The organism is Saccharopolyspora shandongensis, assembly GCF_900106995.1.
Lineage (GTDB): Bacteria > Actinomycetota > Actinomycetes > Mycobacteriales > Pseudonocardiaceae > Saccharopolyspora > Saccharopolyspora shandongensis.
The window spans coordinates 1-24,658 of the sequence record NZ_FNOK01000049.1 but is presented as its reverse complement, the minus strand read 5'-3'; the positions used below and the strand labels follow the sequence as shown (position 1 = coordinate 24,658).

The 24,658-nt window shown below is 70.3% G+C and carries 20 protein-coding genes; 10 read left to right on the top strand and 10 right to left on the bottom strand.

What is annotated here, in order from left to right:
• Positions 1-55 precede the first annotated feature (55 nt).
• The 3 genes from BLW84_RS35215 to BLW84_RS35205 all read right to left on the bottom strand — a co-directional run bounded on the left by BLW84_RS35215 (position 56) and on the right by BLW84_RS35205 (position 3,896).
• The gene (locus BLW84_RS35215; RefSeq protein ID WP_143061208.1) at positions 56-1,987 is read right to left on the bottom strand and encodes an N-acetylmuramoyl-L-alanine amidase; all 1,932 of its coding nucleotides are present in this window, start codon (positions 1,985-1,987) and stop codon (positions 56-58) included.
• Positions 1,988-2,451: 464 nt separating this feature from the next.
• The gene (locus BLW84_RS35210; protein ID WP_093274754.1) at positions 2,452-3,012 is read right to left on the bottom strand and encodes a GNAT family N-acetyltransferase; all 561 of its coding nucleotides are present in this window, start codon (positions 3,010-3,012) and stop codon (positions 2,452-2,454) included.
• A gap of 26 nt (positions 3,013-3,038) precedes the next feature.
• Positions 3,039-3,896: a helix-turn-helix transcriptional regulator gene (locus BLW84_RS35205; RefSeq protein WP_245761608.1), complete on the bottom strand. Its 858-nt coding sequence runs from the start codon at positions 3,894-3,896 to the stop codon at positions 3,039-3,041.
• A 117-nt stretch (positions 3,897-4,013) separates the two neighbouring features.
• Here BLW84_RS35205 and BLW84_RS35200 point away from each other — a divergent pair, with 117 nt between their 5' ends.
• Entirely contained in the window at positions 4,014-5,009 is a 996-nt protein-coding gene (locus BLW84_RS35200) for an aldo/keto reductase (RefSeq protein ID WP_093274595.1), read from the top strand.
• A gap of 238 nt (positions 5,010-5,247) precedes the next feature.
• Here BLW84_RS35200 and BLW84_RS35195 read toward each other — a convergent pair whose 3' ends face one another.
• A complete protein-coding gene (locus BLW84_RS35195) occupies positions 5,248-6,282 on the bottom strand; it encodes a sigma-70 family RNA polymerase sigma factor (protein ID WP_093274594.1) in 1,035 nt (344 codons plus the stop codon).
• 146 nt (positions 6,283-6,428) lie between these two features.
• Between BLW84_RS35195 and BLW84_RS35190 the strand changes: the two genes are divergently transcribed.
• Together BLW84_RS35190 and BLW84_RS35185 are read left to right on the top strand one after the other, a co-directional pair.
• Positions 6,429-7,571 (top strand): type VII secretion protein EccE, encoded by a 1,143-nt coding sequence (locus tag BLW84_RS35190; RefSeq protein WP_093274593.1) that lies wholly within the window; start codon positions 6,429-6,431, stop codon positions 7,569-7,571.
• Complete coding sequence (locus BLW84_RS35185) at positions 7,568-8,620, top strand: hypothetical protein (RefSeq protein WP_093274591.1); 1,053 nt, start codon at positions 7,568-7,570, stop codon at positions 8,618-8,620. The genes BLW84_RS35190 and BLW84_RS35185 overlap by 4 nt, the downstream gene beginning before the upstream one ends.
• Before the next feature lie 117 nt (positions 8,621-8,737).
• Here BLW84_RS35185 and BLW84_RS35180 read toward each other — a convergent pair whose 3' ends face one another.
• Together BLW84_RS35180 and BLW84_RS35175 are read right to left on the bottom strand one after the other, a co-directional pair.
• On the bottom strand, positions 8,738-8,929 hold the full coding sequence (locus BLW84_RS35180) for a DUF397 domain-containing protein (RefSeq protein WP_093274588.1): 192 nt from the start codon (positions 8,927-8,929) through the stop codon (positions 8,738-8,740).
• On the bottom strand, positions 8,926-9,768 hold the full coding sequence (locus tag BLW84_RS35175; protein ID WP_093274585.1) for a helix-turn-helix domain-containing protein: 843 nt from the start codon (positions 9,766-9,768) through the stop codon (positions 8,926-8,928). The genes BLW84_RS35180 and BLW84_RS35175 overlap by 4 nt, the downstream gene beginning before the upstream one ends.
• Before the next feature lie 87 nt (positions 9,769-9,855).
• Here BLW84_RS35175 and BLW84_RS35170 point away from each other — a divergent pair, with 87 nt between their 5' ends.
• Positions 9,856-10,125, top strand: coding sequence for an HC3 family zinc finger protein (locus BLW84_RS35170; RefSeq protein WP_177226857.1), 270 nt, complete (start codon positions 9,856-9,858; stop codon positions 10,123-10,125).
• A gap of 1 nt (position 10,126) precedes the next feature.
• Positions 10,127-10,408 (top strand): hypothetical protein, encoded by a 282-nt coding sequence (locus BLW84_RS35165; protein ID WP_093274579.1) that lies wholly within the window; start codon positions 10,127-10,129, stop codon positions 10,406-10,408.
• Between the two features lie 331 nt (positions 10,409-10,739).
• Here BLW84_RS35165 and BLW84_RS50030 read toward each other — a convergent pair whose 3' ends face one another.
• The 3 genes from BLW84_RS50030 to eccCa form a co-directional block, all read right to left on the bottom strand.
• On the bottom strand, positions 10,740-12,959 hold the full coding sequence (locus tag BLW84_RS50030; protein WP_093274576.1) for a hypothetical protein: 2,220 nt from the start codon (positions 12,957-12,959) through the stop codon (positions 10,740-10,742).
• Between the two features lie 5 nt (positions 12,960-12,964).
• On the bottom strand, positions 12,965-13,948 hold the full coding sequence (locus BLW84_RS35155; RefSeq protein ID WP_093274574.1) for a hypothetical protein: 984 nt from the start codon (positions 13,946-13,948) through the stop codon (positions 12,965-12,967).
• A gap of 283 nt (positions 13,949-14,231) precedes the next feature.
• Positions 14,232-18,197 (bottom strand): type VII secretion protein EccCa, encoded by a 3,966-nt coding sequence (gene eccCa, locus BLW84_RS35150; RefSeq protein WP_177226856.1) that lies wholly within the window; start codon positions 18,195-18,197, stop codon positions 14,232-14,234.
• A gap of 257 nt (positions 18,198-18,454) precedes the next feature.
• On the opposite strand from eccCa, the gene eccD reads away from it, so the two are divergent.
• The 4 genes from eccD (at position 18,455) to BLW84_RS35130 (ending at position 22,492) form a co-directional block, all read left to right on the top strand.
• Positions 18,455-19,855 (top strand): type VII secretion integral membrane protein EccD, encoded by a 1,401-nt coding sequence (gene eccD / locus BLW84_RS35145; protein WP_093274571.1) that lies wholly within the window; start codon positions 18,455-18,457, stop codon positions 19,853-19,855.
• A 159-nt stretch (positions 19,856-20,014) separates the two neighbouring features.
• Complete coding sequence (gene eccB, locus BLW84_RS35140) at positions 20,015-21,445, top strand: type VII secretion protein EccB (RefSeq protein WP_093274568.1); 1,431 nt, start codon at positions 20,015-20,017, stop codon at positions 21,443-21,445.
• 142 nt (positions 21,446-21,587) lie between these two features.
• Positions 21,588-21,926: a WXG100 family type VII secretion target gene (locus BLW84_RS35135; RefSeq protein ID WP_093274564.1), complete on the top strand. Its 339-nt coding sequence runs from the start codon at positions 21,588-21,590 to the stop codon at positions 21,924-21,926.
• 275 nt (positions 21,927-22,201) lie between these two features.
• Entirely contained in the window at positions 22,202-22,492 is a 291-nt protein-coding gene (locus tag BLW84_RS35130) for a WXG100 family type VII secretion target (protein WP_093274562.1), read from the top strand.
• Positions 22,493-22,728: 236 nt separating this feature from the next.
• Here the strand turns inward: BLW84_RS35130 and BLW84_RS35125 are convergent, their stop codons facing one another.
• A complete protein-coding gene (locus BLW84_RS35125; RefSeq protein ID WP_245761607.1) occupies positions 22,729-24,006 on the bottom strand; it encodes a S8 family serine peptidase in 1,278 nt (425 codons plus the stop codon).
• Between the two features lie 85 nt (positions 24,007-24,091).
• Here BLW84_RS35125 and BLW84_RS35120 point away from each other — a divergent pair, with 85 nt between their 5' ends.
• Complete coding sequence (locus BLW84_RS35120; protein ID WP_245761606.1) at positions 24,092-24,505, top strand: YbaB/EbfC family nucleoid-associated protein; 414 nt, start codon at positions 24,092-24,094, stop codon at positions 24,503-24,505.
• Positions 24,506-24,658 lie beyond the last annotated feature (153 nt).

The window sequence follows — 24,658 nt, the reverse complement described above, 5'->3', positions numbered from 1 at the left end:
CGGTAGATGGTCAACGGCGGAGCGCCCCGCGGACGGGGCGCTCCGCCGATGATCGTCAGACCGACTTGAGGTCCGATTCCTTCACGTAGACCCAGCGGTAGTTGTACGAGATCGGGACGTAGACCTCGTCGCCGGCGATCACCTTGTGGTTGTTCGGGTCGTTCAGCCCGTCGTAGACCACGTTGTAGTCGAGCGCCTTGGTCTCCTCGCCCGCGACGTACACCTGACCGGCCGGCACCTTGTACGGCAGCGGCTTGATCTTGCGCGGGTCGATGCCGGACGGGTATTCGCCCGGCTGCGGCAGCGACAGGCCGTAGGTCGGGATCTGGTCCCGGACCGGCGTGACCAGGTCGGCGCCGTCGGCGGGTGCCGTGTTCGTGCCGCCCGGGTCTTTCAGCCAGGCCTTCTTGCCGTCGAACCAGATGGCCAGCCAGTCGCCCGAGCGTTCCGCCACCGCGTACTGCCGGCCCGTGTTGGCCTTGGCCGACCAGTCCTCGATCCGGGTCGTGCCCGGCGAGCCGTCCGGGTGCACCGTCGGCGAGCCGATCAGCGGCGCGTCATCGCGCGGCTCGGTGCGCAGGTACAGGAAGTTCGCCCCCTGCGCCGGCAGCGTCTGGCAGGGCTTGTCCTTCTGGCACTCGACGACCTCCGGGCGGTTCGCGTCGAACCGCGGGAAGATGGTCACCACGTCGTCGCCGCCGGTGTCGCCGTCCAGCGGCTCGTCCAGCAGCTTCATGTAGTGCGCCCAGTCCCAGAACGGGCCCGGGTCGTAGTGCTCGCCGCCGGCCTTCGCCGGGTTGTCGGCGCTGACGTCGTCGTGGCCGACGATGTGCTCGCGGTCCAGCGGGATGTCGTACTTGTCCGCCAGGAACTTCACCAGCTCAGCCGACGAGCGGTACATCTGCTCGGTGTACCACTTGCCGCCCTCGGCGGCGAAGCCCTCGTGCTCGATGCCGATCGAGCGCATGTTCTGGTCCCAGTTGCCGGCGTGCCACGCCATGTCCTTGGTGGGGACCATCTGCGTGATCTGGCCGTCGGAGGAGCGGACGATGTAGTGCGACGCCGCGCCGTGCGCCGGGTTCTGGAACGCCGAGATCGCCGTCTGGTACGAGGTCTCCGTGTCGTGGATGACGATGGAGTCGATCTTGACGTCCTTCGGCCGGTTCGCCGTGTCGTAGTTGCCGTAGCCGCCGGTGGGATCCTGCGGATCGGTCGGGGCGTAGGCCGCCGGGATGTAGCGGCAGTCCAGCTCGGCCGGGCATTCCGGCTTCGGGCCGAGCGGGGCGTCCTCGACGTTCTTCAGGTTGGTGCCGCTGAGATCCCGGTCCGGCAGCACCTCGGGGATCTTGGCGAACGCCAGTCGCTGGCCGGTCGAGGTGGTGCGGGCGCGGCCCTGGCCGAGCACGTCGTAGACGTCGTCGGCGAAGGACTGCGCGCCGCTGGCCTGCGGGCTGCCGCTGAGCTCGGCGATCGCCGGGTACCAGCCGCCGATGTTGTTCGGCAGCTTCCCCTCGCCGAGGTTCTTGGCGCGCTGGGCGAGCAGTGCGGCACCGGCCCGGATGTTCTGCTCCGGGTCGCGCTTCACCTGCTCCGGCGGCAGGTCCACGAGTTTCGCGGCCTCGGTCAGGGTGTGCAGCGTCGGGTGGTCCCCGAGCTTCTGCAGCTTCGGGTTCTCGCTGCGGAGCTGGTCGGGATCGATGTCGGTCAGGTGCATCGGGCCGTAGCCGCCGGCCACGCTCTGCTCGCCGTTGTGGTCTTCCCACCTGGTGAGCTGGAACGAGGTCGCCATCAGCAGCGGCATCGGGATGCCGAATTCGACGGCGGCCGATTCGAAGGCGCGCTGCTCGACGGTGTCGGGCGCCGCCGGGGTCATCGGGGCGGCGTCCGGGTCGGCACCGAGGGCAGTGTGGGCTGCGCCGGTCAGCAGCCCGGTGACGCTCGCCGTGATCACGGCGGCTCGCCACCAGTGGAGCTTCCTGGCAGTCAAAGTTTGCTACCTCGCAAAACCAGAACTGGTGTCCTAAGTGGACCTGTGGGGTTCGCGGTTGATCACCGACCCTGCCAGTGGTCCGCGAGCGCTCGTGAGCGTTGTGGATTGCCGTAGCGATCCGAAGTGCTCACGAATCCCGGGCGCAGCCGGTTGGCCGCTGTGGGACGCGTCGGACTGTCGCCGTATCCTCGGTTGATCAACTGCAGGGCTCCACCATTCCACCGTTCGAGCGATTCGGCACCGTCGAAATCCGATCTGAAACCGGGTCGATACGTGCAGAGCGGGAATTCTTCGCTTTCGGGCCGTCCGGCTGCCCAAAAGTGCTAGCGGTGATTGAGGCGTTGGCTCGTCCCGACGGAGCCCAGTGGCGGCGATTTCGCGCGAAATCGCCGCACGGCCCTCACGTGGGATGGCGATTTCGCGAAAACCCCCCGTTCCCACGCGCCATTCAGGAGCGATGGCTAAGGCCGGTCCTGCCATTCGGATCGGAGGATCGCGTAGACGAGTTCGTCGCGCCAGACGCCCTTGACTTGGGTGTTCTGGAGGAAATGCGCCTCGCGGCGCATGCCGAGGCGCTCCATGAGCCGCGCCGAGGCGGCGTTCAGGGCGTTGCAGCGGCCGATGATCCGGTGCAGGCCGAGGTCCTCGAAGCCCAGGCGGAGGACTTCGCGGGCCGCCTCGGTGGCCAGGCCCTTGCCCTGGTAGTCGGGGTTGAAGATGTAGCCGACCTCGGCCTGCCGGTTCGCCTCGCTGTGCCAGACGAGCTCGACCTGCCCCACGACCGCGTCCAGCTCCGGCGACACCACCGCGAGGCTGAGGCAGTCGCCTTCGGCGCCGAGCCCGGTCTCCTCGGCCATTTGCGCGACGGCGTCCCGCACCTGATCGCGGTCGCGCGGCTCCCACAGGAGGTAGCGGGCGACGTCCTGTTGACGTTGGTAGGCCCAGACGTCCGCAGTGTCGTCGGTGGTGAACGGGCGCAGCAACAGGCGGTCGGTCTTGATCGGGTAGTCAGCTCGAAGCACCCGCCGACAGTACGTCAGCCCCCGGATCACCCGTGGTGCGTTCGGTGCGGCTCCTCGCGGCGGCTGACGATGCCCAGCAGCGTCATCGCGTCGTGGTCCGGGGTGCCCGGCTCGGCCTGGTAGATGACGAGCCGCTGGTCGCCGCCGCGCACCGCCAGGACCTCGTAGTCCAGGTCCATCCGGCCCACCGCCGGGTGGTCGAAGCGCTTCACGCCCGCAGCCTTCGGCTGCACCTGGTGGCTCGCCCACATCGCCGGGAACTCCTCGCTCTTGGTGGTGAGCTCGTCGATGAGCGCGGTGAGCCGCCGGTCGGCCGGGTTGTCGCCGTAGGTCGCGCGCAGGTCGGCCACCGAGTGCTGCGCCACCTCGCGCCAGCCCACGAACAGCGTCCGGGCCGCCGGGTGCAGGAACAGGTAGCGGGTCGTGTTGCGCCGCTGCGCGGGCCACTGGTCGATGCCCGTGAGCAGCGCGAGGCCCGCCGGATTCGCCGCCACCATGTCGTTCCCGCCGCCCAGCACGTACGCCGGGGCCTCGCCGACCATGTCGAGCAGCCGCAGCACCGTCGGCCGCACCGGCTCGGCCTCCCGCAGCGCCGGATTCGGGCCTCCCGAGGCGTGCCTGACCAGGTTGCTCAGGTACTGGCGCTCGGTGGCGTCGAGCTGCAGCGTCCGCGCCAGCGCGTCCAGCACCGCCTCGCTCGGGTGCCGCTCGCGGCCCTGCTCCAGCCGCGTGTAGTAGTCCATGCTGATCCCGGCCACCGCCGCGACCTCTTCGCGCCGCAGGCCCGGCGTCCGCCGCACGCCGGGTCCGGCCGTGATGCCGACGTCGCCCGGCTTCCGGCGCGCCCGGCACGCCTTCAGGAAGCTGCCCAGCTCGTTGCTCACCCCATCGATGCTGCCACGCCGCCAGCCTGGGTGTGCCACACCCAGGAGAAACGCGCCCTGCCGCGCGCCCGCGACGGCGGCCAGCATCGATGGCAGCCGATCCGAAGGGGAAACGAGATGACGTTGCGGCAGGTTCAGCTGGGATCCGGCCCGGTGGTGGGCGCGCAGGGCCTGGGCTGCATGGGGATGAGCGAGTTCTACGGCCCGACCGACCAGGACGAGGCCCGGCGCACGTTGGAGCACGCCTTGGCGCGCGGCGTGACGCTGTTCGACACGGCCGACATCTACGGCTCCGGCGCCAACGAGGAGTTCCTCGCGCCGTTCGTGAACGCGAACCGCGAGCAGGTGGTGCTGGCCACCAAGTTCGGCCTGGTCCGCAAGGCCGAAGACCCGAACTACCGGGGCTTCCGCGGCGACGCGGCCTACGTCCGCGCGGCGGCCGAGGCGAGCCTGCGGCGCCTCGACATCGACGTGATCGACCTCTACTACATGCACCGGCGCGACGTGACGGTGCCGATCGAGGAGACCGTCGGGGCGATGGCGGAACTGGTCGCCGAGGGCAAGGTGCGCCACCTCGGGCTATCCGAGGTGACCGGCGCCGAGCTGCGCGCCGCGCACGCGGTGCACCCGATCGCGGCGCTGCAGAGCGAGTGGTCGGTGTTCAACCGCGACGTCGAGAACACCGCGGTGCCGGCGGCCAAGGAGCTCGGCGTGGCGCTCGTGCCCTACTCGCCGCTCGGCCGCGGCTTCCTCACCGGGGCGTTCGCCAACACGGCGGAGCTGTCGGACGGCGACTTCCGGCGGAACTTCCCGCAGTACTCCGGGGAGAACGCGGCCAGCAACGCCGAGCTCCTGGCGCCGCTGCGGGAGGTCGCGCAGCGGCACGACGCGACGCTCGCGCAGGTGGCGCTGGCCTGGCTGTACGCGCAGCAGGACGGCCTGGCAGTGGTCCCGATCCCGGGAACCCGGCGCCGCACCAGGCTCGACGAGAACCTCGGTGGCGCCGACCTGGCGCTCACGGCGGCGGACCTGGAGCTCCTGGAGCCGATCTCGGCGAAGGTCGCGGGCACCCGCTACGCCGACATGAGCTTCACGTCGGCCGGCCGCGAGTAGCACCGGGGGAGCCACGGCTGTCGAGGTGAACGGACCGTTCGCGCCAAATCCACGCGGTGCGGGCCTGGGGATGGGGTGGGTGGAGTGAACGGCCTGTTCGTCTCGTCTATTGAGGTGAACGGTCCGTTCGCTCGAAACCGGTAACGCCGGGCGGGTGGCGTGAACGGGCCGTTCACCTCTTCTATCGGAGCGAACAGGCCGTTCACCTCGATCCGCCGGTGGGGGCCGCTGGGCCGGGTCAGCCGACGTAGGCGAGGAGGCGGTCCGCTCGGGCCGGTTCGCGGAGCTTGCGCAGGACTCGGTGCTCCAACTGGCGGATCCGCTCGCGCGTCACGCCGAGCTCGTGGCCGATCTCCGCCAGCGTTCGCTGGCGTCCGTCGTCGAGGCCGCAGCGCAGCCGGATGACCTGCTGCTCTCGTGGGCTGAGGGTGCCGAGCACGTCCTCGATCTCGTTGCGCAGCAACTGGATTCCCGTCGCTTCGCCGTCGTCGGGCAGGGCCAGCAGGTCGGCCAGGGTGCCGCCGTTCGGCCCGGTCGGTTGGTCCAGGCTCAGTGGTTCCTGCGCGAGCGAGAGCAGTTCGAGCAGTTGGCGGACCGGGATGTCCAGTGCTCGCGCGAGTTCGTCGTGTCCCGGCGCCCGGTCCAGCTTCGTCGTCAGTTCCCGGCGCAGGCGCGCCAGTCGGGTCAGCTGCTCGGTGAGGTGCAGCGGCAGCCGGATGGTGCGCGACTGGTCCGCCAGCGCCCGGCTGATCGCCTTGCGGATCCACCAGGTCGCGTAGGTCGCGAACCGGAAACCCGGGCTGTGGTCGTACTTCTCGACGGCGCGCAGCAGCCCGACGTTGCCCTCCTGGATCAGGTCGAGCAGCGGCATGCCGCGCCCGGTGTAGCGCTTGGCGATGCTCACCACCAGCCGCAGGTTCGCCTCCACCAGCGCGGCTCTGGCCACGCGCCCGTCGTCGGCGACGGCTCGCAGCTCGATGCGGCGGGCCGCGGGCAGATCCGGGATTTCCAGGGCCTCTTCGGCACGGAGCCCGGTCGCCGCGCGTTCGGCCAGGTCGGTTTCCGCGGCCCGGTCGAGGAGTTCGGTCCGGCCGATCCCGGCCAGGTAGAGGCGCACCGAATCGCCGGCCGCCGAAGGCCGTTCGGTTCCAGGAACGTCGTCGATTTCGAGCAGCGGGGCCGCCACCTGCCAAGCCTTCCGGACACGGGTGCACGCCCTGCCCAGCGTGCCGAACGCTGCTGGCAGCGTGCTGACGCGCGGATCGCCGGTCATCCTGCGGCGTATCCGCTGGCTGTGCGGCCGGAGCCGGGATTTCGGCGGCGGTGTGGTGCGGTTCGGGTACGGCTGGTGTCGAATCGGGTACTGTCCGCGGCGCCGTGGTCGGGATAGCCTTGCCGCGTGGGAGGGATCCGCCTTCGATGACAAGCCAGACCAGCGCACCGCCGAAGTCGAGCCCGTTCGGCCGTTCGCGGGATGACGAGTGGTTCCGCCCGCAGCGCAGGCCGGGCCGCATCGGTCCGATCAGCCTAACGCGGCTGCTCGCCTTCGAGGTCGTGCAGCTCGCTCTGTGCTTCTTCGTGTTCCAGGCGCTGTGGGCGTTGATCGTGGGCGGCCTGATCGGAGTGGCCGCGGCGGTGGCCACCTTCGGCTGGCGTGGCGACCAGTGGTGGACCGAGATGCTCTGGCTCCGCCTTCGATTCCGCCGCAGGCGAGGCATCGTCGCGGCCCGCCGCGACGACCCGAGGCTGTCCGCGCTGTGCGAGCTGGCTCCCGACCTGACCGTGGAAAACGTTGCGGGCGAAGGGGATTCCCGCCTGGGCATGGGCAGCGACGGCGCGGGCTGGTTCGCCGTGCTGGAGGTCGCCGACGACGAGGGGCCGCGGCCGCCGGTTCCGATGGCGGCGCTGGCGCGGATCGCGACCGAGCAGCCGGGCGTGGTGGTGCAGGTCGCCCTGCACAGCGCGCCGCTGCCGGGCACGAACCGGCGCGACGAAGTGGTGTGGATCGCGGTGCGGCTGGACGCGCAGGTGGTCGCGGAGTCGGCAGTGGACAGCAGCAGCGATCCGGATGTCCCGGTGCTGCTCGCCGAACTGGCCAGGCGGGTCGAGAGGTTGTTGCGGCGCAGGGGACTGCGCGCGCGCCCGCTCGACACCAACGGCCTGCTCGATGCGCTGGTGCGCTCCTGCGACCTGGCCGAACCGGCGGATCGGCGGCCCGTGCAGCCGCACGAGGAGTGGGATTCCTGGCGTTCCACCAGGTTGTGGCACGGCTGCTTCTGGATGCGGTCGTGGCCGAACCCGGAGCGCGGTTCGCTGCTGATGTCGGCGCTGGCGGAGGTGCCGGACGCGCAGGTCAGCATTTCGATCGCGCTGGAGCCGGGGCAACGCGACACCGATCTGTCCGCGCTGGTCCGGGTGGCCGCCGACGCGCAGCGGTACGAGCAGACCTGCGAGCTGGTGGCGCGCCTCGTCGAGCACGCGGGCGGCCGGTTGTCCAGATTGGACGGACAGCAGATGCCCGCGGTGTACGCCTCGGCGCCGACCGGAGGAGGGGCGCGGTGAACGAGGGCCAGCACCCGGTGCAGTCGGCGGTCGCGCCGCCCGCCGTCGCGCGGCCGGAGGCGCCGAAACCCGTTGTGGCAAAGCAAGTTCCGGTGATCTCGGTGGCGAAGCCGCCGGAGACGATGGGGCCGGTCGAGGTTCCGAAGGGCCAGGACGCCGACGACGCGGCGTTCGCGCCCGCGCTCGGCACGTCGGAGTGGAACCAGCAGGCCGGCGGCGCGGTCCTGACGAACACCGCCGCCGCGTCCGCGTCGGTGGCGTCCGCGCAGGCCGTCGCCGCGCCGCTGCCACCCGGCGGACCCGGCCCGCGTCAGGACGACACGCCGACGGTGGAGGTGCGCAAGCCTCAAGGCTGGCGGCCGCGCAAGCAGCGTTCGGTGCCGAGGCTGGACATCGGCCGGCACCAGGCCACCGAACAGGAACTGGACCTGCTGCAGCTCACCGGCACGTCCTTCGGCTTCCCGCTGGGCCGCAACCAGGCGGGCTTCCCGGTGACGATGACGCTGTTCCAGCCGGAACCGGTGTCGATCGCGCTGGTCGGCGCGTCCTGGGCGGCGCGCCTGCTGGCCTACCGGGCGTTGCGCTTCGGCGCGAAGGTCCTGGTGTTCACCGACCAACCGGCGGGCTGGTCGGACCTCGGGCAGGCGGCGACGGGTCGTGCCGACCGGGTCGCGGTGCTGGAACCGGGCGCCCCGGCGGGAGTCGTGGCCTCGGCGGACGCACCGGTCCTGTCCCTGTACGACGCGGAATCACCGCCGTCCCCGGCGCAGCCCGCGCCGTGGCAGACGCGAGTCATGGTGCTGCACCGGTTCACGCCGCAGCGGGCCCACGTGGCCTTGCAAGCAGATGTCCTGCTATTGCAGCGGTTGGCGCCTGACGAAGCGGCGGCGATCGCCGCGGCCCGCCGCTTCACGTCGCGAACGGCGGAGCAATTGCAGGCTGTGCACGACGACATGCTGGCGGTGCTGACGAAGTCGGAGAACCACTACGTGTGGGTAAACCCGGCGGACCGAGAGCAAGAAGAACTCGGAGCCCCAGGCCGTTACTGAACGGTGTCCGCTGGTCTTGGCCCGTGCGTACTTTGTGTCGCCATAGCAACACAAAGTACGCACGGCCCCTGACCAGGCACAACGTTCACCGACCAGGCCACGACCAGAAACCGAGCCTCACCGCTCGAACCGGCCACCCTTGACGGCGGCGACGAACGCCGACCACTGCGAGCGGTCGGTGACGAAGTACCCGCCGTCACGATCCTTGCTGTCCCGGACAGCGGCGCCGCTGGATAACTCGCCGACCTCGATGCAGTTGGTCTGGTTGCCGCTGTAGCTGGACTTGCGCCAGTTCTCGACCCTGCTCATCTCACACGCTCCATGTCGTCTGCGATTTGCTTGATGAGCGCGGTAGTCAGGTCCGCGCTCAACGCATCTCCACGGACGGTATCCGCTGCCGCCTGGTAGTCCTTGATGTCGCTGGCGTCGGTGATGGTCGTGCTGGAGCGGAAGTGCTCAAGATGCACAACCGGCTTTGCCCGGTCGAACTCAAGCAGAACGAACGGTCCTTCCAGGGCAGGCGAGTAGCCGTGATCGAGTGGGATCACGTGGATGCTGATGTTGTCCAGCTCGGCCCACTTGGCGAGGTGGTGGAGCTGCTCAAGCATCACTTCGCGACCGCATGGCGGGTACCGCAGTGCCTGTTCACCGATAACTGCAACCAACTCGACCGGATTCCGGCGGGTGAGAACGTCCCGGCGACCGAGCCTGAAGGTCACCCGCCGATCAGCCTCTCCTCGCGTCGTTCCGGCGCCGATCATGATCGAGCGTGCGTAGTCGGCCGTCTGCAGTAGTCCCGGAATGAGAAGCGGCTGCACGTCGGTGATCGTTCGCGCCGTTCGCTCGTACTCGGTCAACGCGGCCAGCTGGCGATCGATGCCGGGAGCCACCCAGTTCGGATCACCTGCGTCTTTGGCGAGTTGCAGCAGTCTCTCGCGCTCGTCCCCGGTGATTCCAAGGATGCCCAGCACTGCGCCGGCGTCGGCCTCGCTCGGTGTGAGCTTGCCGTTTTCCCAACGCGAGATGTGCGTGTGTGAGCGACCTAGCTTCGCTCCAAGCACTTGGGTGGACATCCCGACCGCCTTGCGAGCCGCTCGCAGTTCGGCTCCGAGCTGTCGTGCTCGTGGTGTGTCGGCGGTGCTGGCCATGCCCAGATCCTAGTCGCGCAGATACTCACGATCACGATCACGCGATCGAGTAATTGCGCCAATTGTGCATGCACAGACATTCTGTGCATGCACAATTTGGCGACGTTGGAGGTGGCTCCGATGTATCCCTTCCACTGGGTTCCGGCTGTTGGGCTGCGGCATGCGAGTACCGATCGGCGGCCCGATGGGGCTTTGGCCTATTCGGCCGGGACTCTCGTTTCGACCTTGTGTCGGCAGGCGTTGTTCGCGGACAACTCCGAGATCGCTTGGTTGTGGTCGACGTGCGGCGTCTGCGATGCCGAGGCGCGCCGAATAGTTCGACAGCTTCCCGACCCTGCTGCCGGAAGGAGCTGCTGACATGTTGGCCGTGCTCCCCGGGATCGCCGGGATCACCGGTGTTGTCGCTCTCTACCTGATCATCACGTACTGGAAGTCCTACCGGCCGCAGCACGCCGGTGGCGGCGAAGGCGCCCTGACGGTTTGGCGGCTCATCGCGCACGTCGAGGCTGAACGGCGACAACGGGATCAGGGCGGCAGGCACCGGCTTCGCGAACCGCAGCCGCCACCGTCCACATCGGATGACGAGGCGCCGTCACTGGAGGTTCAGCGCCGAATACTGGAAGCCCTCCAGCGCCTCTGACGGCACAGACCCGGGCCCGGCCGCCGATGCCCCCGACCTGCGGGCGGACGGGTCCTGCGGGCCGGTCGGTGCGACTCCTCCCCCTCGCGCCGGCCGGCCACCCCGCTTCCTGGAGGTCGGCAGGTCTGAGCCCGTCCCAATTTTGCCTAAAATTGGAAACTCATGAACCGGACGAACCGGAGAAAATCGGACTCCGATTTTGCCTAAAATTGGAAGCTTCCGGACCTCGCGGGTGGGATTCCGATTTTGCCTAAAATTGGGAACCTGGCCCGTGAGTACTTTGTGTTGCTATGGCAGCACAAAGTACTCACGGGACCTCAGCACACCGGTGTCAGGCCTTGCTGTTGAGGGTTGGCTCCGGTTCCGGGCGGTAGCGGTACTCCGCTTCGCCGTTCACCACCGGGCCGCCCGGGGTTTCCACCTCCCACGCGTCCTGGTCCGCAGGCGTTTCCGCGGGCCGGGTGCGCCGGGCCGCGCGGTCGGCGGCGACGTCCTCCGGCTCGTGCGCCGCGAGCACCGACGGCCGGTCGCGCAGCGCGGCCGGCACCTGGGCGCCCAGCTCCGCCTGCACGTCGACCTCCGGTGCGGTCCTGGCTTCCAGGACCGGCGCGGTGCTCAGCGGCAGGTCGACCGCGAATTCCGAAGTCGGTTGCGGCTTCAGCTTCTTCTCGCGTTCGCGCTTCCGCTGGGCCCGGCGTTCGGTGAAGGTCTTCAGCGGTCCGGTGCGGTGCGGGTTGCTCAGCACCGGCGGCGGAACGTCGCTTCTGCCGGAGTGGCGGTCCGGTGCCTCCGCGCTGCTGCCCGGGCGCGTTCGCCGCTGCTCGCCGCCCAGCACCGAAGGCGCCGCGTTCGGCGGCGGGAGGAACGCTTCGGGCACCTCCGCCTGCGAACCCGTCGCTCGGCCTCCGGGCCGGGAGTTGGGCGAACCCGTCGCCGATCGGCCACCGGGCGAGCCCGGTGCGCCCGGCGGCGGCGCGGTCTGCCCCGCTGGCGGCCGGATGGTGCCTGCCTCGGGATCGGAAGGCGTTGACAGGCCTGGGTTTCCGATGCGCGGGCCGAGGATCTTGCCCTGCTGCTGCTTCGGCGGTTGCGCCCCCGCGCCACCCGGTGGCGGCGGAGTCATCGTTCCCGGCGGCGTGCCCGTGCCCGGTGCGTTCGGCGCGCTGATCCCCGGCACGCCCGTGTTGCCGTTGATCGTGCCGGGCGGCCTTCCGGGTGCGGCATCGCCCGGCGCCGTCAGGCCAGGAGCGCCGGGTGCGCCGGGCGCCGGGGTTCCGATCGGCGAACCGGGGGAGGGATTGCCGATGACGGGCCCGGTGCCCGGCGCGGTCGGTGGGGCGAGCGCAGGCGGTGCGCTGCCGTCGGGTGTGCCACCGCTGCCGGGCAGCGACGGCGGGTCTCCTGGTGCCGGGCCGCCCGGTGCTCTGCCGGGAGGCGTGACGCCGTCCGGCATTCCGGGCGCTCGGCCCGGCGGTGGTGCTCCGACCGGTGGCTGGCCGGGAGGTGCCGTGCCCGGCGGCATTCCGGGTGCTCGGCCGGGCGGCGCTTGGCCTGGCCCGCCGTTCGGCGGCGGTGTTCCCGGGGGCATTCCGGGGCCTCGGCCGGGTGGCGCCGATCCCTTCGGCGCGCCGGGCGGAGCTGCGGCGGGCGGCGGTGCGCCGACAGGCGCGTTAGGGCCGTCGCCGCCGGGCGGAGGCGCGCCGTTCGGTCCGCCGGGCGCCGGGCCGGGAGGCGCGAATCCGTTCGGTCCGCCGGGAGCTCCGTCGGGCGGCGCCATGCCGCCGGGCCCCCCGGGACCGCCCGGGGCCCCGGGCAGCTTCGGCGGCTTGAGGCCGAGTGCGCCCGGGTGCTGGATCGCGTTCAGCGGGTCGACCTTCATCGCCCGCCCGAGCGCCAGCTTGGTGATGTACGGGGCGTAGCTGTCGGCCGTCCGGCTGGCCAGTTCCCGGGCCTTCCGGTTGTACTTCTCGTGGGACTCCTCTTTCGCCTTGTCCCACGCGCCGCTGCTGTAGCCCTCCACCGACACCTGCTGCTGGAAGCTGGTGTCGATGTCGCGGAGGTCCTGCTTGTACTCCGCCCACAGCGCGCGCATGTCCTCCTGCGCTTCGCGCATCGCCGCGGCGAGCCCGTGCAGGCCGCTCGCCGTGCGGCTCGCCGCGCTCTCCCAGACCGCCAGGTACGCCAGGGTTTCCCCGACCTTGCTCAGGAACGCGTCCTTGGCAGCCGGGGAATCCCACTCCGCCTTCAGCGATTCCGTCTGGCCGCGCAGCTGGCTCTGCACGTGCGACAGCATCGTCGCGACGTTGGCGAACTGGTCGCCGCGCTCGTCGGCCGTGCCGGGCTGCTCGCCCATGATCTGCCGGCGGATCTCCGCGATGGTGGTGTCCCCGGCGCCCTTCGAGTCCGGGCCCGGCGTGTAGTTCTTGCCGGTGTCGGTCTCGCCGCTGTAGTAGAGCTCGTCCGGGCCGATCGGCCCGGCGCCGCCGCCGTTGGAGTAGTTCTCCAGCGCGTCGTGGTTGTAGCCGTAGTAGTCGTCAGCGGGTCCGGCCATCCGAATCACATCCCCCCGGCCATCCGGCGGTTCTCCTTCATGGTGCGACGCGCCTCGTCGGCCCAGTCCTCCGGCGTGACCCGCTTGGGCTGCCGGCCGATGTAGCGCTCGTCGCTGCGCTTGCCCTCTTCTTCCTTGTAGTAGTGGTGGGATTCGGTGCCGTCCTCGTACTTCCTGGTGACCTTGTGCTCTTCGACGACGGTTTCCTTCTTGCCCGCCTGCTCGGTGCGGACGGTGGTGACCTCGTCCCGGCCGCCGGCGATCTTCCTGGATTCGACGCTGCGGTTGGTGGTGCTGACGACCTTGCCGTTCTCGCCGTAGGTCTTGGTGATCATCACGCCGCTCGGCTTGGACGTCGTGCTGTAGGTCTCGTTGCCGTTCTTGTCGTAGCCGGTCTCGGTGATGCCGCCCTCGGTCTGCACCACGCTGCGGGTCCGGCCGTCCTTGGACTCGTACATGTAGACCACGCCGCCGGAGAAGTGGTGCGTGCCGGTCAGCTTCTCGTCGCCGAGCTTGCCGAGGCCCTTGGGGGCGTCGGCCATGTTGTCGGCGATCGTCTCCTTGAGGTACGGGGGAGCGCCGGGCGGGCGCTCCGCGCCGGGCTCGTGGAACGCCCACTCGACGCCGGAGAGCCGCACGCCGTTGGCGGCGTCGGTGTCCTCGTACAGGTCGGCGCAGATGTGCGCCACCGACGAGATCGCCAGGTGGTTCTGCCGGATGTCCTGCAGGAACCGCATCATCTCCTGGGCGTTGCGGGCCATCAGCTGATCCGCCTGCTCGCCCTCCGGGAAACCGCCGGTGCTGATGGAGATGTCGTCGCCGACGCCGTTGATGTTCATGGCGCCGCCCATGGTGTCGGACTGCAGGTTCTTGCCGATGGTCGCGACGTTCGTGCCGTAACCGCGCAGCGAACTGGGATCGGCCTTGAGGTTTTCGCCGTTGGTGGGCCAGCTCGGCGCACCGCGGCCGTCCGGATCCGGAACCGCCATCTCGTCCCCTTACGTCGCGCGTGGGGCGGAGAACCCCGCTCCCCTCAACAAACCACCCGGTGTCAACCCCCGCCGGATGCCGGTTTCGTTCTTTGCCTTTGAAGCGGCGCAGCCGCTTAGCCCACCTTCGCAACTTGCACCGCCGCGGGTTCTCAGACGTCGTCTGGCGAGGACAGCCCCGATGCCGCGTATTGGTTCATCCGTAAGTCGGGGATCCCACAGCCAGGCGGCGTCTGAGGTTCCGCTACCCGCACCGCTACGCGAACGAGTTCGGCTAAAGAAATCAGTGCTCCGGTGGGAGGTTGGCGAACTGGACGAGTTCCTGGCCGCGGGCTCGGGTGACCAGCCAGCCCCGGCCCGGCGGCAGCGGTTCCGGCTTGAGCTTGCCGAACACCGGGCCTTCCTCCGGGTTGCCGGACAGCAGGACGCCTGGCGAGGCCAGGTCGCGGACCCGGGAGATCACCGGGTCGAAGACCGCCCGCGCGACGCCGCCGACCCGGCGCGTCAGCACCAGGTGCAGGCCGATGTCGCGACCCTGCGTCATGAAGTCCAGCAGCTTCGTGAACGGGTTGTCGTGCGGGTTCGGCGCCACCAGGTCGTAGTCGTCGATCAGCATGAACAGCTCCGGGCCCTGCCACCAGCTGCGGGTGCGCAGCTGCTCGGGCGTGATGTCAGGGCCCGGCAACCGCTTCTGCATCGCCTGGATGGTCAGCTGCACCATCTCCTTGGTGGCGTTCGCCGCGCTCGCGTAGCCGACCTGGTACTCGTCGGGCACCACGCCGAGCAGGCTGCGGCGGAAGTCGACCACCGCGATCTGCGCCTGCTCCGGGCGGTAGCGGGTCATGATGCTGCGGGCCAGCGACCGCAGGAACGTGCTCTTGCCGGACTCCACGTCGCCGAAGAGCATCAGGTGCGGCTCCACCTCGAAGTTCAGGTGCACCGGCTGCAGATCGGCCTCGGAGATGCCGACCGCGATGCCGCGCGGCGAGGCGATCTCGGCCTCGGGCAGCGCCGCGTAGGGCAGCTCGGCGGGCAGCAGCCGGACGCCGGACGCGCGGTCGCCGGGCCACGCCTCGTTGACCGACTCGACGAAGTGCCGCACCCCGTCGGAGAGCTCTTCGGCGGTGGACCTGCCGTCGACCCGCGGCACCGCCGCCAGGAACTGCCCGGCGTCGGGCGCGAGCCCACGACCCGGCGAGTGCTCGGGCACGCTCGCCGCCTCCCGCCTGCCGAGCATGGAGTCCACCGCGTCGCCCAGCTTCAGCTCGATGCGGCTGCCGAACACGTCGCGCATGTTCATCCGCAGATCCATCCACCGGTTGCAGCTGCCGATGACGTGGATGCCGTACGCCAGGCCCCGGTTCACCAGCTGCGTGACGGCGGGCTCCAGGTTCTCGAAGTCGCTGCGCAGCGTCATCCAGCCGTCCACGACGAGGAAAAGGTCGCCGAAGCGGTCCTCCGGGAACCGGCCCTCGCGCAGCAGCCGCCGGTAGGTGCTCATGCCGTCGATGCCGTGCTCGGCGAACCGCGCCTCGCGCTCGGCCAGCAGCGCGAGCGCCTCGGCGATGCTGCGGCGCACCTGGTTGGTCTCGCGCCGCGTCGCGACGCTGCCGATGTGCGCCAGGTCGCGCATGCCGGTGAGCCCGCCGCCGCCGAAGTCCAGGCAGACGAACTGCACCTCGTCCGGCGTGTGGGTGAGCGCGAGGCTGCCGATGATGCCGCGGATCACGGTGCTCTTGCCGCTGTGCGGGCCGCCGACGACCACCACGTTGCCGCCCGCGCCCGCGAGGTCCAGCCAGCACAGGTCGCGACGCTGGTCGAAGGGCCGGTCGATGACGCCGGCCGCGGCGCGCAGCTTGCCCCGCAGCTCCTCCTTGCCGGTGGTCAGCCCGCGTTCGGGGTCAACGACCAGCGGTTCGAGCAGCTGGTCCAGGGTGGGCGGCTCGTCCAGCGGCGGCAGCCACACCTGGTGCGCCGCCTTGCCCTGCCCCTCCAGGCGGTCCACCAGCACGTCGAGCAGGGTGTCGCCGACCTGGTCGGCCTCGGTGGCCTCCGCGGGCAGCTCCTCGGTGACCCGGGGGCGCAGGTAGCGCGTGGAGTAGTCCTGCACCGGGTCGATCTGCCGGCCCTCGTCGTCGGTGCGCTTGACCACGCCGCGCTGGTGCAGGCCGGAGACGTAGGCGGCCTTGAACCGCAGCAGCTCTTCGGTGCCGGAGCGCAGGAAACCGTTGCCGGGCGAGCGCGGCAGCTCGTAGGCGTCGGGCGCGCCGAGCACGACGCGGCTCTCCATCGCCGAGAACGTGCGCAGGCCGACCCGGTAGGACAGGTGCGAGTCCAGGCCGCGCAGCTTGCCCTCCTCCAGGCGCTGCGAGGCCAGCAGCAGGTGCACGCCCAGCGAGCGGCCGACGCGTCCGATCTGGACGAACATGTCGATGAAGTCCGGCCGGGCGGTGAGCAGTTCGGAGAACTCGTCGACGATGACCAGCAGCGACGGCAGCGGTTCCAGCGGCGCCCCGGCGGTGCGGGCGCGCTCGTAGTCGCGCTGGGAGGCGTAGTCGCCTGCCTTGCGCAGCAGCTCCTGCCGCCGCATCAGCTCGCCCTGGATCGCGTCCAGCATCCGGTCCACGAGGTGCAGCTCGTCGGCGAGGTTGGTGATCACCGCGCTGGTGTGCGGCAGCCGGTCGAGCTTGGTGAACGTCGCGCCGCCCTTGAAGTCGACGAGCACGAAGTTGAGGACTTCCGAGTCGTGGGTGACCGCGAGCGCCAGCACCAGGGTGCGCAGCAGCTCCGACTTGCCGGAACCGGTGGCGCCCACCAGCAGGCCGTGCGGGCCCATGCCGTCTTGGGCCGATTCCTTGAGGTCCAGCTCCATCGGGCGGCCGTCGGCGGTGATGCCGATCGGCACCCGCAGCTTGTCCCGGTTGGAGCGGGCCGTCCAGTTCTTCGCCGGCTCGAACTCGTACGGGTCGCCGAGGCCCAGCAGATCGGTGAGCTCCAGCGAGCCGGACAGCGGCTGGTCGCCGGCGGACAGCGCGGAAAGCCGCATCGGCGCGAGGGATCGCACCAGGCCTTGCATGCCGTCGAGGTCGAACGCGTCGGCGCGGCCGACGGACCCGGTGCCGTCCATGGTGCGGCTGGTGAGGCTGCCGTCCGCGGCGATGTCGAGGACCAGCGTGGTGGCGTCCAGCACCCGCGGCGGGTCGGTGGCCAGGTTGATCAGCGTGACGCCTTCGACGCCGCCCTCGATCATCAGGTGCTCGGAGCCGGAGGTGTCGCCGCCGTCGAGGAAGACCACCAGGTGCGCGGCGCCTTCGATCGGCATCGAGCCCGGGTTGAAGCGGGGCCGGTCGGCGAGCACGTCGTCGAGCATCGCCTCGAGCGCGGTGACGCTCGGCGCCACCAGCCGGATCTGGCCGACCGCGTCGGTCTTGGTCGGGTGCAGCGCGTGCGGCAGCCACTTCACCCAGTCCCATGCGTCGCGCTCGGCGGGATGGATGCAGAACGCGGTGAGCACGTTGCTGGGCGCGTGGAAGGTGCCCAACTGCGCGACCACCGCGCGGGCGAACGCCCGCTTGGCTTCGCGGTCACCGGTCACGTAGATCTGGGAGAAACCGCGCAGCGCCACCGCGACCGGCAGGTCGGGCACCGTCGAGTAGGTGGTGACGAACTTCCGCAGCGCCATCGCGCACAGCGGTTCGAGCTCGTCGACCGGGCGGGTGTCCGGCGGCACCAGGCGGGTCGCCAGCTCCTGCGGGCCGAGCCCCATCCGGACGACGGTGTAGTCCCAGTCGTTCGGGCGGCGCTCCCATAATCGGGCGCTGTGCGCGGTGGACCACAGCTGGTCGGGATTCGGGTGTCGGTAGAACATCGCGTGCCGCTGGCGTTCCACGGTGTCGCGCACCTGCGCCCGCAGTTGGCTCAGCCGCCGCATGTACCGGCGGCGCTCCGCGATCATCTCCTGCTTGCTGGCGCCCTGGCCGACCTGGCTCATCACCTGGAAGCCGATCATGCCGAGCATCGCGGCGCCGTAGAGCCCGCCCGCGACGTACATCAGCGGCCCGGAGCGCCCGGCCCCGATCAGCAGCGCCATGCCCGCCATACCCGCCATCATCGGCAGCACCATCAGCGCCCGGGTCCAGTTCCGGCCGGGCGGCGGCGGGTTCTCCGGCGGCGGGTCGAGCACCAGCTCGCCGGAGGGCAGGTCCGGGGCGGGACGCCGCAACGGCCGCCGGACGATGATCGTTCCCAAAACCGAGACCTCCAGATCGCCTGCGGCGCGGGCGCGAAATCGCCATCCCGCTGCCGCGATCCGAATTGCTACGCTGCTGGCCAAGTTCCGCTGGGTCGCCTCGCCGACGGCGGCCCGAGCGCGGTGCGTTTGGACCTACATTAGACGGAGATCCGGACCGCCGCGGCGTCCGAGGTTACGTTATCGACACCGCCGAGCAGATCATCAGTGAGACACTCCTAGCGAATTCGAGTTCACGCCTCTCCCGGAGGAGCGCCATGTCGTCCACATTGGGCATTACGCTGGCGAAAGTCACGATATCCACGCCGAAGCGCGGAATCGATGTCGCGCTGCCCGAGGATGTCGCAGTCGCGGAGCTGCTGCCCTACATCCTGCGCCACGCCGGGGACGACGCGGCGGATGCCGGTGAGCGGCACGGCGGTTGGGCGTTGCGCCGCGCATGCGGGGAACGGCTCGACCCGCGGCAAACCCTGGGTGCGCAGGAAATTCGCGACGGTGAAGTGCTCCATTTGGTTCCGGGTCAGTCCGAATGGCCGGAAATCGAATACGACGATCTGGTGGAAACAATTGCCAGCGGCGCTAGGCGGAATGGGCGAAGCTGGGGCCGGGCCGCGACGCGGCGCTGCGGTTTGGTCGTCGCCGGTGCGCTGCTGCTCGGCGGCAACCTGATCACGTTGCTGTTCCAGGGACCTTGGCTGGCTCCGGGCCTGATCATGCTGGCCGCGGCGGTGGTGCTGACGGCGCTCGGCATCGTCGTCGCGCGCGCGGTGCCGGACGCCCGCGCGGGCGCGTTGTTCGCCGGATGTGGCTTGCCGTATGCCTTTTTGGGCGGTTTGCTGATCACCGCGCCCGCGCACGTCGGGCTGCTGCAGTTCGGCAGCCCGCAGTTGCTGGTCGGCACGGTGTCGCTGCTGGTGTTCGGCATCTCCGGCTACGTCGGCGTCGCAGCCGTTGCCCGCGTGTTCGTGGCCGCGATCGCGGTCGGCCTGCTCGGCACGCTGGGCGCGGCGCTCGGCGGCTGGCTCGGCGCGGACGCGGCGGCGGCAGTGGTGCTGACCGCGGGAATCGCTTTGTTGCCGGGATATCCGCTGCTGGCGATCCGGCTCGGGCGGCTGCCGGTGCCGGAACTTCCGCAGCGTGCGGCCGACATGCTCGCCGACAAACCGGCGGCACCGACGTCGACGGTCTTCGCCGCCGCGCGCCGCACCGACGAGATCCTCACCGGCCTCCTGCTGGGCCTGGCCGTCGCGGCGGCGTTCTGCGTTCCACCGCTGCTCGCGCACGGCGGCGCTGCGCGCTTGACCATGCTCGCGCTGGCCGCCGCCGCGTTGCTGCTGCGGTCGCGGCTGTTCCCGATCCCGCGCCAGCGAATCCTGCTGCTGGTGGCCGGATTGGCGGTGGCGGCCGGATTCGCCGGGAGCCTGATCACGGGCTTCGGAAGCACCCTCGGCCTCGCACTTTCCCTGCTGGGGCTGGTAATCGTCGCGCTGCTGGTCGCGGCGGCGGGCGTGGTGTACGCGCGGCGGACCCCGTCGCCGCACCTCGGCCGGATCGCGGACTGGACGGACGTCCTGGCGATCCTGGCGCTGATCCCGTACGCCGCGTACATCACCGGCTTCTTCACCTACGTCCAAAGCCTCATGGCTTCTATCGGTTGAGGCGGGGAAGTCGTGGTGGTTTCTGGAGTTTCGCGGTGTTTCCGCCGGTCACGGGCCGTGTGCACTTTGTGTCGCCATAGCAGCACAAAGTGCGCACGGCACCTGACCTGCCGGAACGTCGCCTCAGGCGTGTTCGAACTCGGGAGACAGGGCTGAACCGTGGCTAATCGTCGAGACCAGCTGCAGGCGTACCAGTTCATGATGCAGCGGGTCGTGTCCGCGCTGGTGGTGCGCGAGACCGATCCCGAGCTGACGCCGCTGCGCCGCGGCGTCGGCGCCGCGTTCGCGGGCGTGATGATCGCGGTGCTGGTCGCGGCCGGATTCGGCGTCTACGGCGTGTTCACCGGCGTCGGCGGCAACGCCTGGCAGGCCGAGGGCTCGGTGGTCGTCGAGCGCGAGACCGGCGCGAGCTACGTCTACCGGCAGGGCGCCCTGCAGCCCACCCTGAACTTCACCTCGGCCAAGCTGCTGGCCGGGAAGAACGACGTCAAGGTGCACCGGGTGTCGGGCAAGAGCCTGGCCGGCGTGCCGCGGCGCGCGGTGGTCGGCATCCCGGGCGCGCCGGATTCCCTGCCAGAGGCCCAGTTCGCGCTCAAGGACGGGTGGACGATGTGCTCGGTCCCCGGGCGCAACGCCGCCGGCGGGCCGATCACCACCAGCACCCTGTTCGTCGGCGGCTCCCTCGCGGGTGGGCTGCCGCTGGAGCAGCGGGCGGTGCTGGCCAGGGACGCCAAGGACCACATGAACTACCTGATCTGGCGCAACCACCGGTACCGGATCGTCGGGAACCCCGATGACACGGTCAAGCCGGAGCAGGTCATCCGCGCCATCTTCGGGCCGCAGGCCGTGGTGCTGGACGCCGGAACGGCCTGGCTGAACGGGCTTCCCGCCGGGCAGGACATCGCCCCGATCACCATCGACGACTTCGGCGCACCGTCCACAGTGCTCAGCGGGCACCGCGTCGGCGACCTGGTGCACCACCCGATCGGCGACCGCGAGCAGTACTACCTGGTGCGCTCGGACGGGCTGGCGCCGCTGACCGAGCTGCAGGTGCGCATCGTGCGCGGCCAGTACCCGGTGGAGCCGGCGGCGATCGCGCCTTCGGTGGCGAACTCGGCGCCGGTCACCACCGCGCTGTCCGCGCCCAGCGGCGAGTCGGCGAAGCCCGCTGAGGTGCCGGAACTCGCCCCGGTGCCGGCCGAGCGCCGGGCCACGCTGTGCGCGCGGACGCTGGATGCCGCCACCGCGCCGGAGATCACGCTGGGCGGCGACGCGGGCGTGCTCGACGCGGGCATCGCGACCAGCGCGGAGACGGCGGAGGGCACCAAGCTGGCCGACCGGGTGCTCGTCCCCGCCGGTGGCGTGGTGGTCGTCCGGGCCAAGGCGTCGGCGACGGATCCGGCCGGGTCGTACCACATCGTCACCGACCTGGGACTGCGCTTCCCGGTGCCGTCCGAGGCGGTGCTGGAGACGCTCGGCTTCAGCCCGGCCGACGCCGTGTCGATGCCCGCCGAGCTCGTGCAGCGGATCCCGGCCGGCCCGACGCTGGACCCGGCGGCGGCGCTGCAGACCGCGTCGGCGCTCCCGTAGTTCTCCCGCAGGCAGCCCCGCATTCGCGGGTGTGACCTGCGAAATCGCCTTGGCGGACGCGATTTCCGGCTACCCGGGATCTGGCAGCGCACCGGAATAGCCTGTGGGCATACCACTGCCCATCTTGGAGAGGTGACCGGAGTTGCCCGATCTCAAGCTAACACCGGAACAGACGACGCAGCTGCAGACCGCGATCGGCGACACGTACGACAACGCGAGCAGCCTGATCAGGCAGATCAGCGGGGACTACATGTCCATCGCCGGCGCCGCGTGGATGGGTGGCGCATCGACGGCCGCCGTCTCCAAGCAGCAGGAATTCGAGCAGATCTGGAAGAACCTCTCGCAGATCCTCGTCGACCTCGCCCAGGGCGTGGCCGGTACCACCCAGATGATCGGCCAGCAGGACGAGGACTACCAGCAGCTGCTGAACGCCGTGGACGGCACCGGAGACACCGGAATGGGCAACTTTTCCCGTCTCTGAAGAAAGAGGGTTCCAGGCTCGTTTTGCGTTGCGGTGCGGGTGGCGTCCCCCTGCGGGAGTTACAGATGCCGCCTGGACTCCGGGATCCCCGACTTGTGTATGACCAATACACGGCGCTGGGGCTGTCCTCGCCAGACGACATCTGAGAACCCGCGGCGGTGCGAGCTGAATCCCACACCGCGTGCGGCTGACGCCGCATTCTCAAAGACCTCAAAGCGTTCGGCAGCGCAAGGCCAGTGCGGTTCAGAACTTCTGCCTGAGGGAAGGGCTAAACGATGACGATCAAGTACGGCTTCGGCTCGATCAGCGACACCGGTGGCAACACGGTGACCGCCGCGGGCCAGATGAAGAGCCTGTTCGACGACCTGAAGACCAAGGCGAAGGCGATCCTCGCCGAGGACTGGAACGGTGCGGCGGCGGACGCGTTCGACCAGGCGGAGGCCAAGTGGGACGTCCAGGCCAACGCGCTCGGCGACGCCCAGGTGCGAACCGGTCAGCTGACCACGCAGGCCAGCGACGACATGCTGGCGACGGACATCCGCGCCTCCAACCTCTTCAACGCCTGACCCGGCTGCTTCGCGGGCGCATGCGGTGGTGCGGTGGGCGGTTCCGGCTGGAGCCGCCCACGAGCCACACGAGCCCGCCCACCACCAGACTCAAGGTGATCTTGGTTTCCGATTTTGCCTAAAATTGGATGCCTCGGAGCCCGGCGAAGGTGCGCCCAATTTTAGGCAAAATCGGGAGACTCGAGAGTCGCGATCCGCTTGCCGTGCAGCAGGAATTGGAGGGACCGGACTTGGGGTCAGACGCCGGTTTTCGGCCGGTCGTCGAAGAGGTCGGCCGGGGGCTCCGGGAGCTCGTCCTCGGGGCGGTCGACCGGGGCTTCGGCGATGCCGGACCGCCAGCGGCGGCGCCGGCCGCGCGGCCCGAACACCACCACGGCGGTCATCACCACCGCCGCCGACACGCCCACCGCGGCGAGGCCGTAGGCGAGAGAATCGCTTTGCTGCCAAGCCGCTTCCCGGGCCAGCTCCTCGGCGGTCGGGACGCCGGGATCGGCCGGTGCCAGCGTGGTCGGGTGCCCGTCGACCAGGTTCGCCACCGCCGCCTGGTACGGGTTGATCAGCCCGTGGCCGTAGTTCCGGCTGCCGACGCCCTCCGGCGCAGGCGAAGCGGTCGCCAGCAGCCGCTGGACGACCTCCTCATTGGACAGTTGCGGCCGGTAGTCCCGCAGCAGCGCGACGGTTCCGGCGACGTAGCCCGCGGCGAGCTCGGTGCCGGTGGCCGGGCCGACCCCGCCGCCCGGGTAGGAGGCCGTGACCTCAGCGCCCGGCGCGACCAGGTCGACGCGCGGCGCATGCGTGCCGGCCGCCACCATGCCGTCCTCGCCGATCATCCCGACCGAGAGAACTCCGTCGTAGGAAGCGGGATACGGGGCGATGCCGGGCGGATCGTTCTGCTCGGCGCGACCGGCCGCCGCGATCACCACGGCGTCGGCGTCCAGGGCCCGCTTCGTCGCCTGCCGCAGCGCCGGACTGTCCTGATAGGACACCGCAGCCACGGTGATGATGGTCGCGCCCTGGTCCAGGGACCAGTTGATCCCGGCCGCCAGCGTGTCCGGTGCCACGGAGTCGTGCGGTTGCCCGCCCTGCGGGAACGAATCGCCCACCACCTTCGCGGACAGCAGCTGCGTTTTCGGTGCCACGCCGTGGAATCCGTGCTCGTTGGTCTCCTTGGCGCCGATGACACCGGCGACGGCGGTGCCCAGGCCGAGGCAGTCCGGCTTGCCGCTGTTCCCGGTCCGCGACGGCGGGCTGAGGTCGACGCTCGCCGCGATCGTGCTGTCCAGCAACGGACTCGACACGCCGGTGCCGACGACGGCCACCCGCTGCTTGGAGCCGGACGTCAGCGGCCAAAGCCGTTCCGGGGTGAGGACCTGCTGGGCCCATGGCACCGGGCTGTTCGGCTGACCGGCGCCGACGCACTGCTGCGCGTGGGCGGCGGACGGGTCGATCAGCAGGATGCCGAGACTGCCGACGGCAGCGGCGAGCAGCGTTCGCAAGCTGCGTTTCGCGTACACGCCGGGGATGTTAGCCGGTGGACCGCGCGAGTTGTCCACGTTTTCGGTGCGATGAATTCGGGGTGCTGCCGTGGAATTTGAGCCCATGTCGGTGAATCCGGTCTACCGGGACCTGCTGGAACAGCTGCAGCAGACGGCCCGCCGGATCCCGGAAACCCAGCGGAGGATGATGAACCAGCTCGGCGTGGCGTGGTCGCCGGACCGCATGGTGAAGGTCGTGGTCGGCCCGCGCGGTCAACTCGTCGACCTGGTGATCGATCCGCGGGTCTTCCGGCAGCCCAACGCCGCCGCGCTGACCGCGATGATCCTGCAGGCCAGCCGGGACGCGGTCGCCCAGGTCACCGAGCGGGTGCAGGAGATCATGGCGGAGCAGATGCCGCCCGAGCTGGCCGAGATCCGCGCCGAGCAGCCGCGCGAGGACCTCGGTTTCGACGACCACTTCGCAGACCTCATGCGCAGCGACGCCGACCGCTACGCAGAGCGGGAGGAGAAGTCGTGAGCAGCCCTGTGTCGACCTCAGTTCTCCTCAGCCGCACCTCAGGGGACCGTGACGCAGCCCAGCCACGGGAAGCCGCGAAACGCGGGTTTGACCTGGGACGTAACCACAACTGTGGATCGCGGAGAGGCGGAACTGTGAATTGCGGAGAGGCGG

What these genes read in the sequence shown, in the direction of transcription:
- BLW84_RS35175 (WP_093274585.1), bottom strand. Translation starts at nt 9,768, where the DNA reads ATGGCCAGCACCGCCGACACACCACGAGCACGACAGCTCGGAGCCGAA.
- eccD (WP_093274571.1), top strand. Translation starts at nt 18,455, where the DNA reads ATGTCGTCCACATTGGGCATTACGCTGGCGAAAGTCACGATATCCACG.
- BLW84_RS35195 (WP_093274594.1), bottom strand. Translation starts at nt 6,282, where the DNA reads ATGACCGGCGATCCGCGCGTCAGCACGCTGCCAGCAGCGTTCGGCACG.
- BLW84_RS35155 (WP_093274574.1), bottom strand. Translation starts at nt 13,948, where the DNA reads ATGGCGGTTCCGGATCCGGACGGCCGCGGTGCGCCGAGCTGGCCCACC.
- BLW84_RS35120 (WP_245761606.1), top strand. Translation starts at nt 24,092, where the DNA reads ATGTCGGTGAATCCGGTCTACCGGGACCTGCTGGAACAGCTGCAGCAG.
- BLW84_RS35180 (WP_093274588.1), bottom strand. Translation starts at nt 8,929, where the DNA reads ATGAGCAGGGTCGAGAACTGGCGCAAGTCCAGCTACAGCGGCAACCAG.
- BLW84_RS35200 (WP_093274595.1), top strand. Translation starts at nt 4,014, where the DNA reads ATGACGTTGCGGCAGGTTCAGCTGGGATCCGGCCCGGTGGTGGGCGCG.
- BLW84_RS35165 (WP_093274579.1), top strand. Translation starts at nt 10,127, where the DNA reads ATGTTGGCCGTGCTCCCCGGGATCGCCGGGATCACCGGTGTTGTCGCT.
- BLW84_RS50030 (WP_093274576.1), bottom strand. Translation starts at nt 12,959, where the DNA reads ATGGCCGGACCCGCTGACGACTACTACGGCTACAACCACGACGCGCTG.
- BLW84_RS35190 (WP_093274593.1), top strand. Translation starts at nt 6,429, where the DNA reads ATGACAAGCCAGACCAGCGCACCGCCGAAGTCGAGCCCGTTCGGCCGT.
- BLW84_RS35170 (WP_177226857.1), top strand. Translation starts at nt 9,856, where the DNA reads ATGCACAATTTGGCGACGTTGGAGGTGGCTCCGATGTATCCCTTCCAC.
- BLW84_RS35130 (WP_093274562.1), top strand. Translation starts at nt 22,202, where the DNA reads ATGACGATCAAGTACGGCTTCGGCTCGATCAGCGACACCGGTGGCAAC.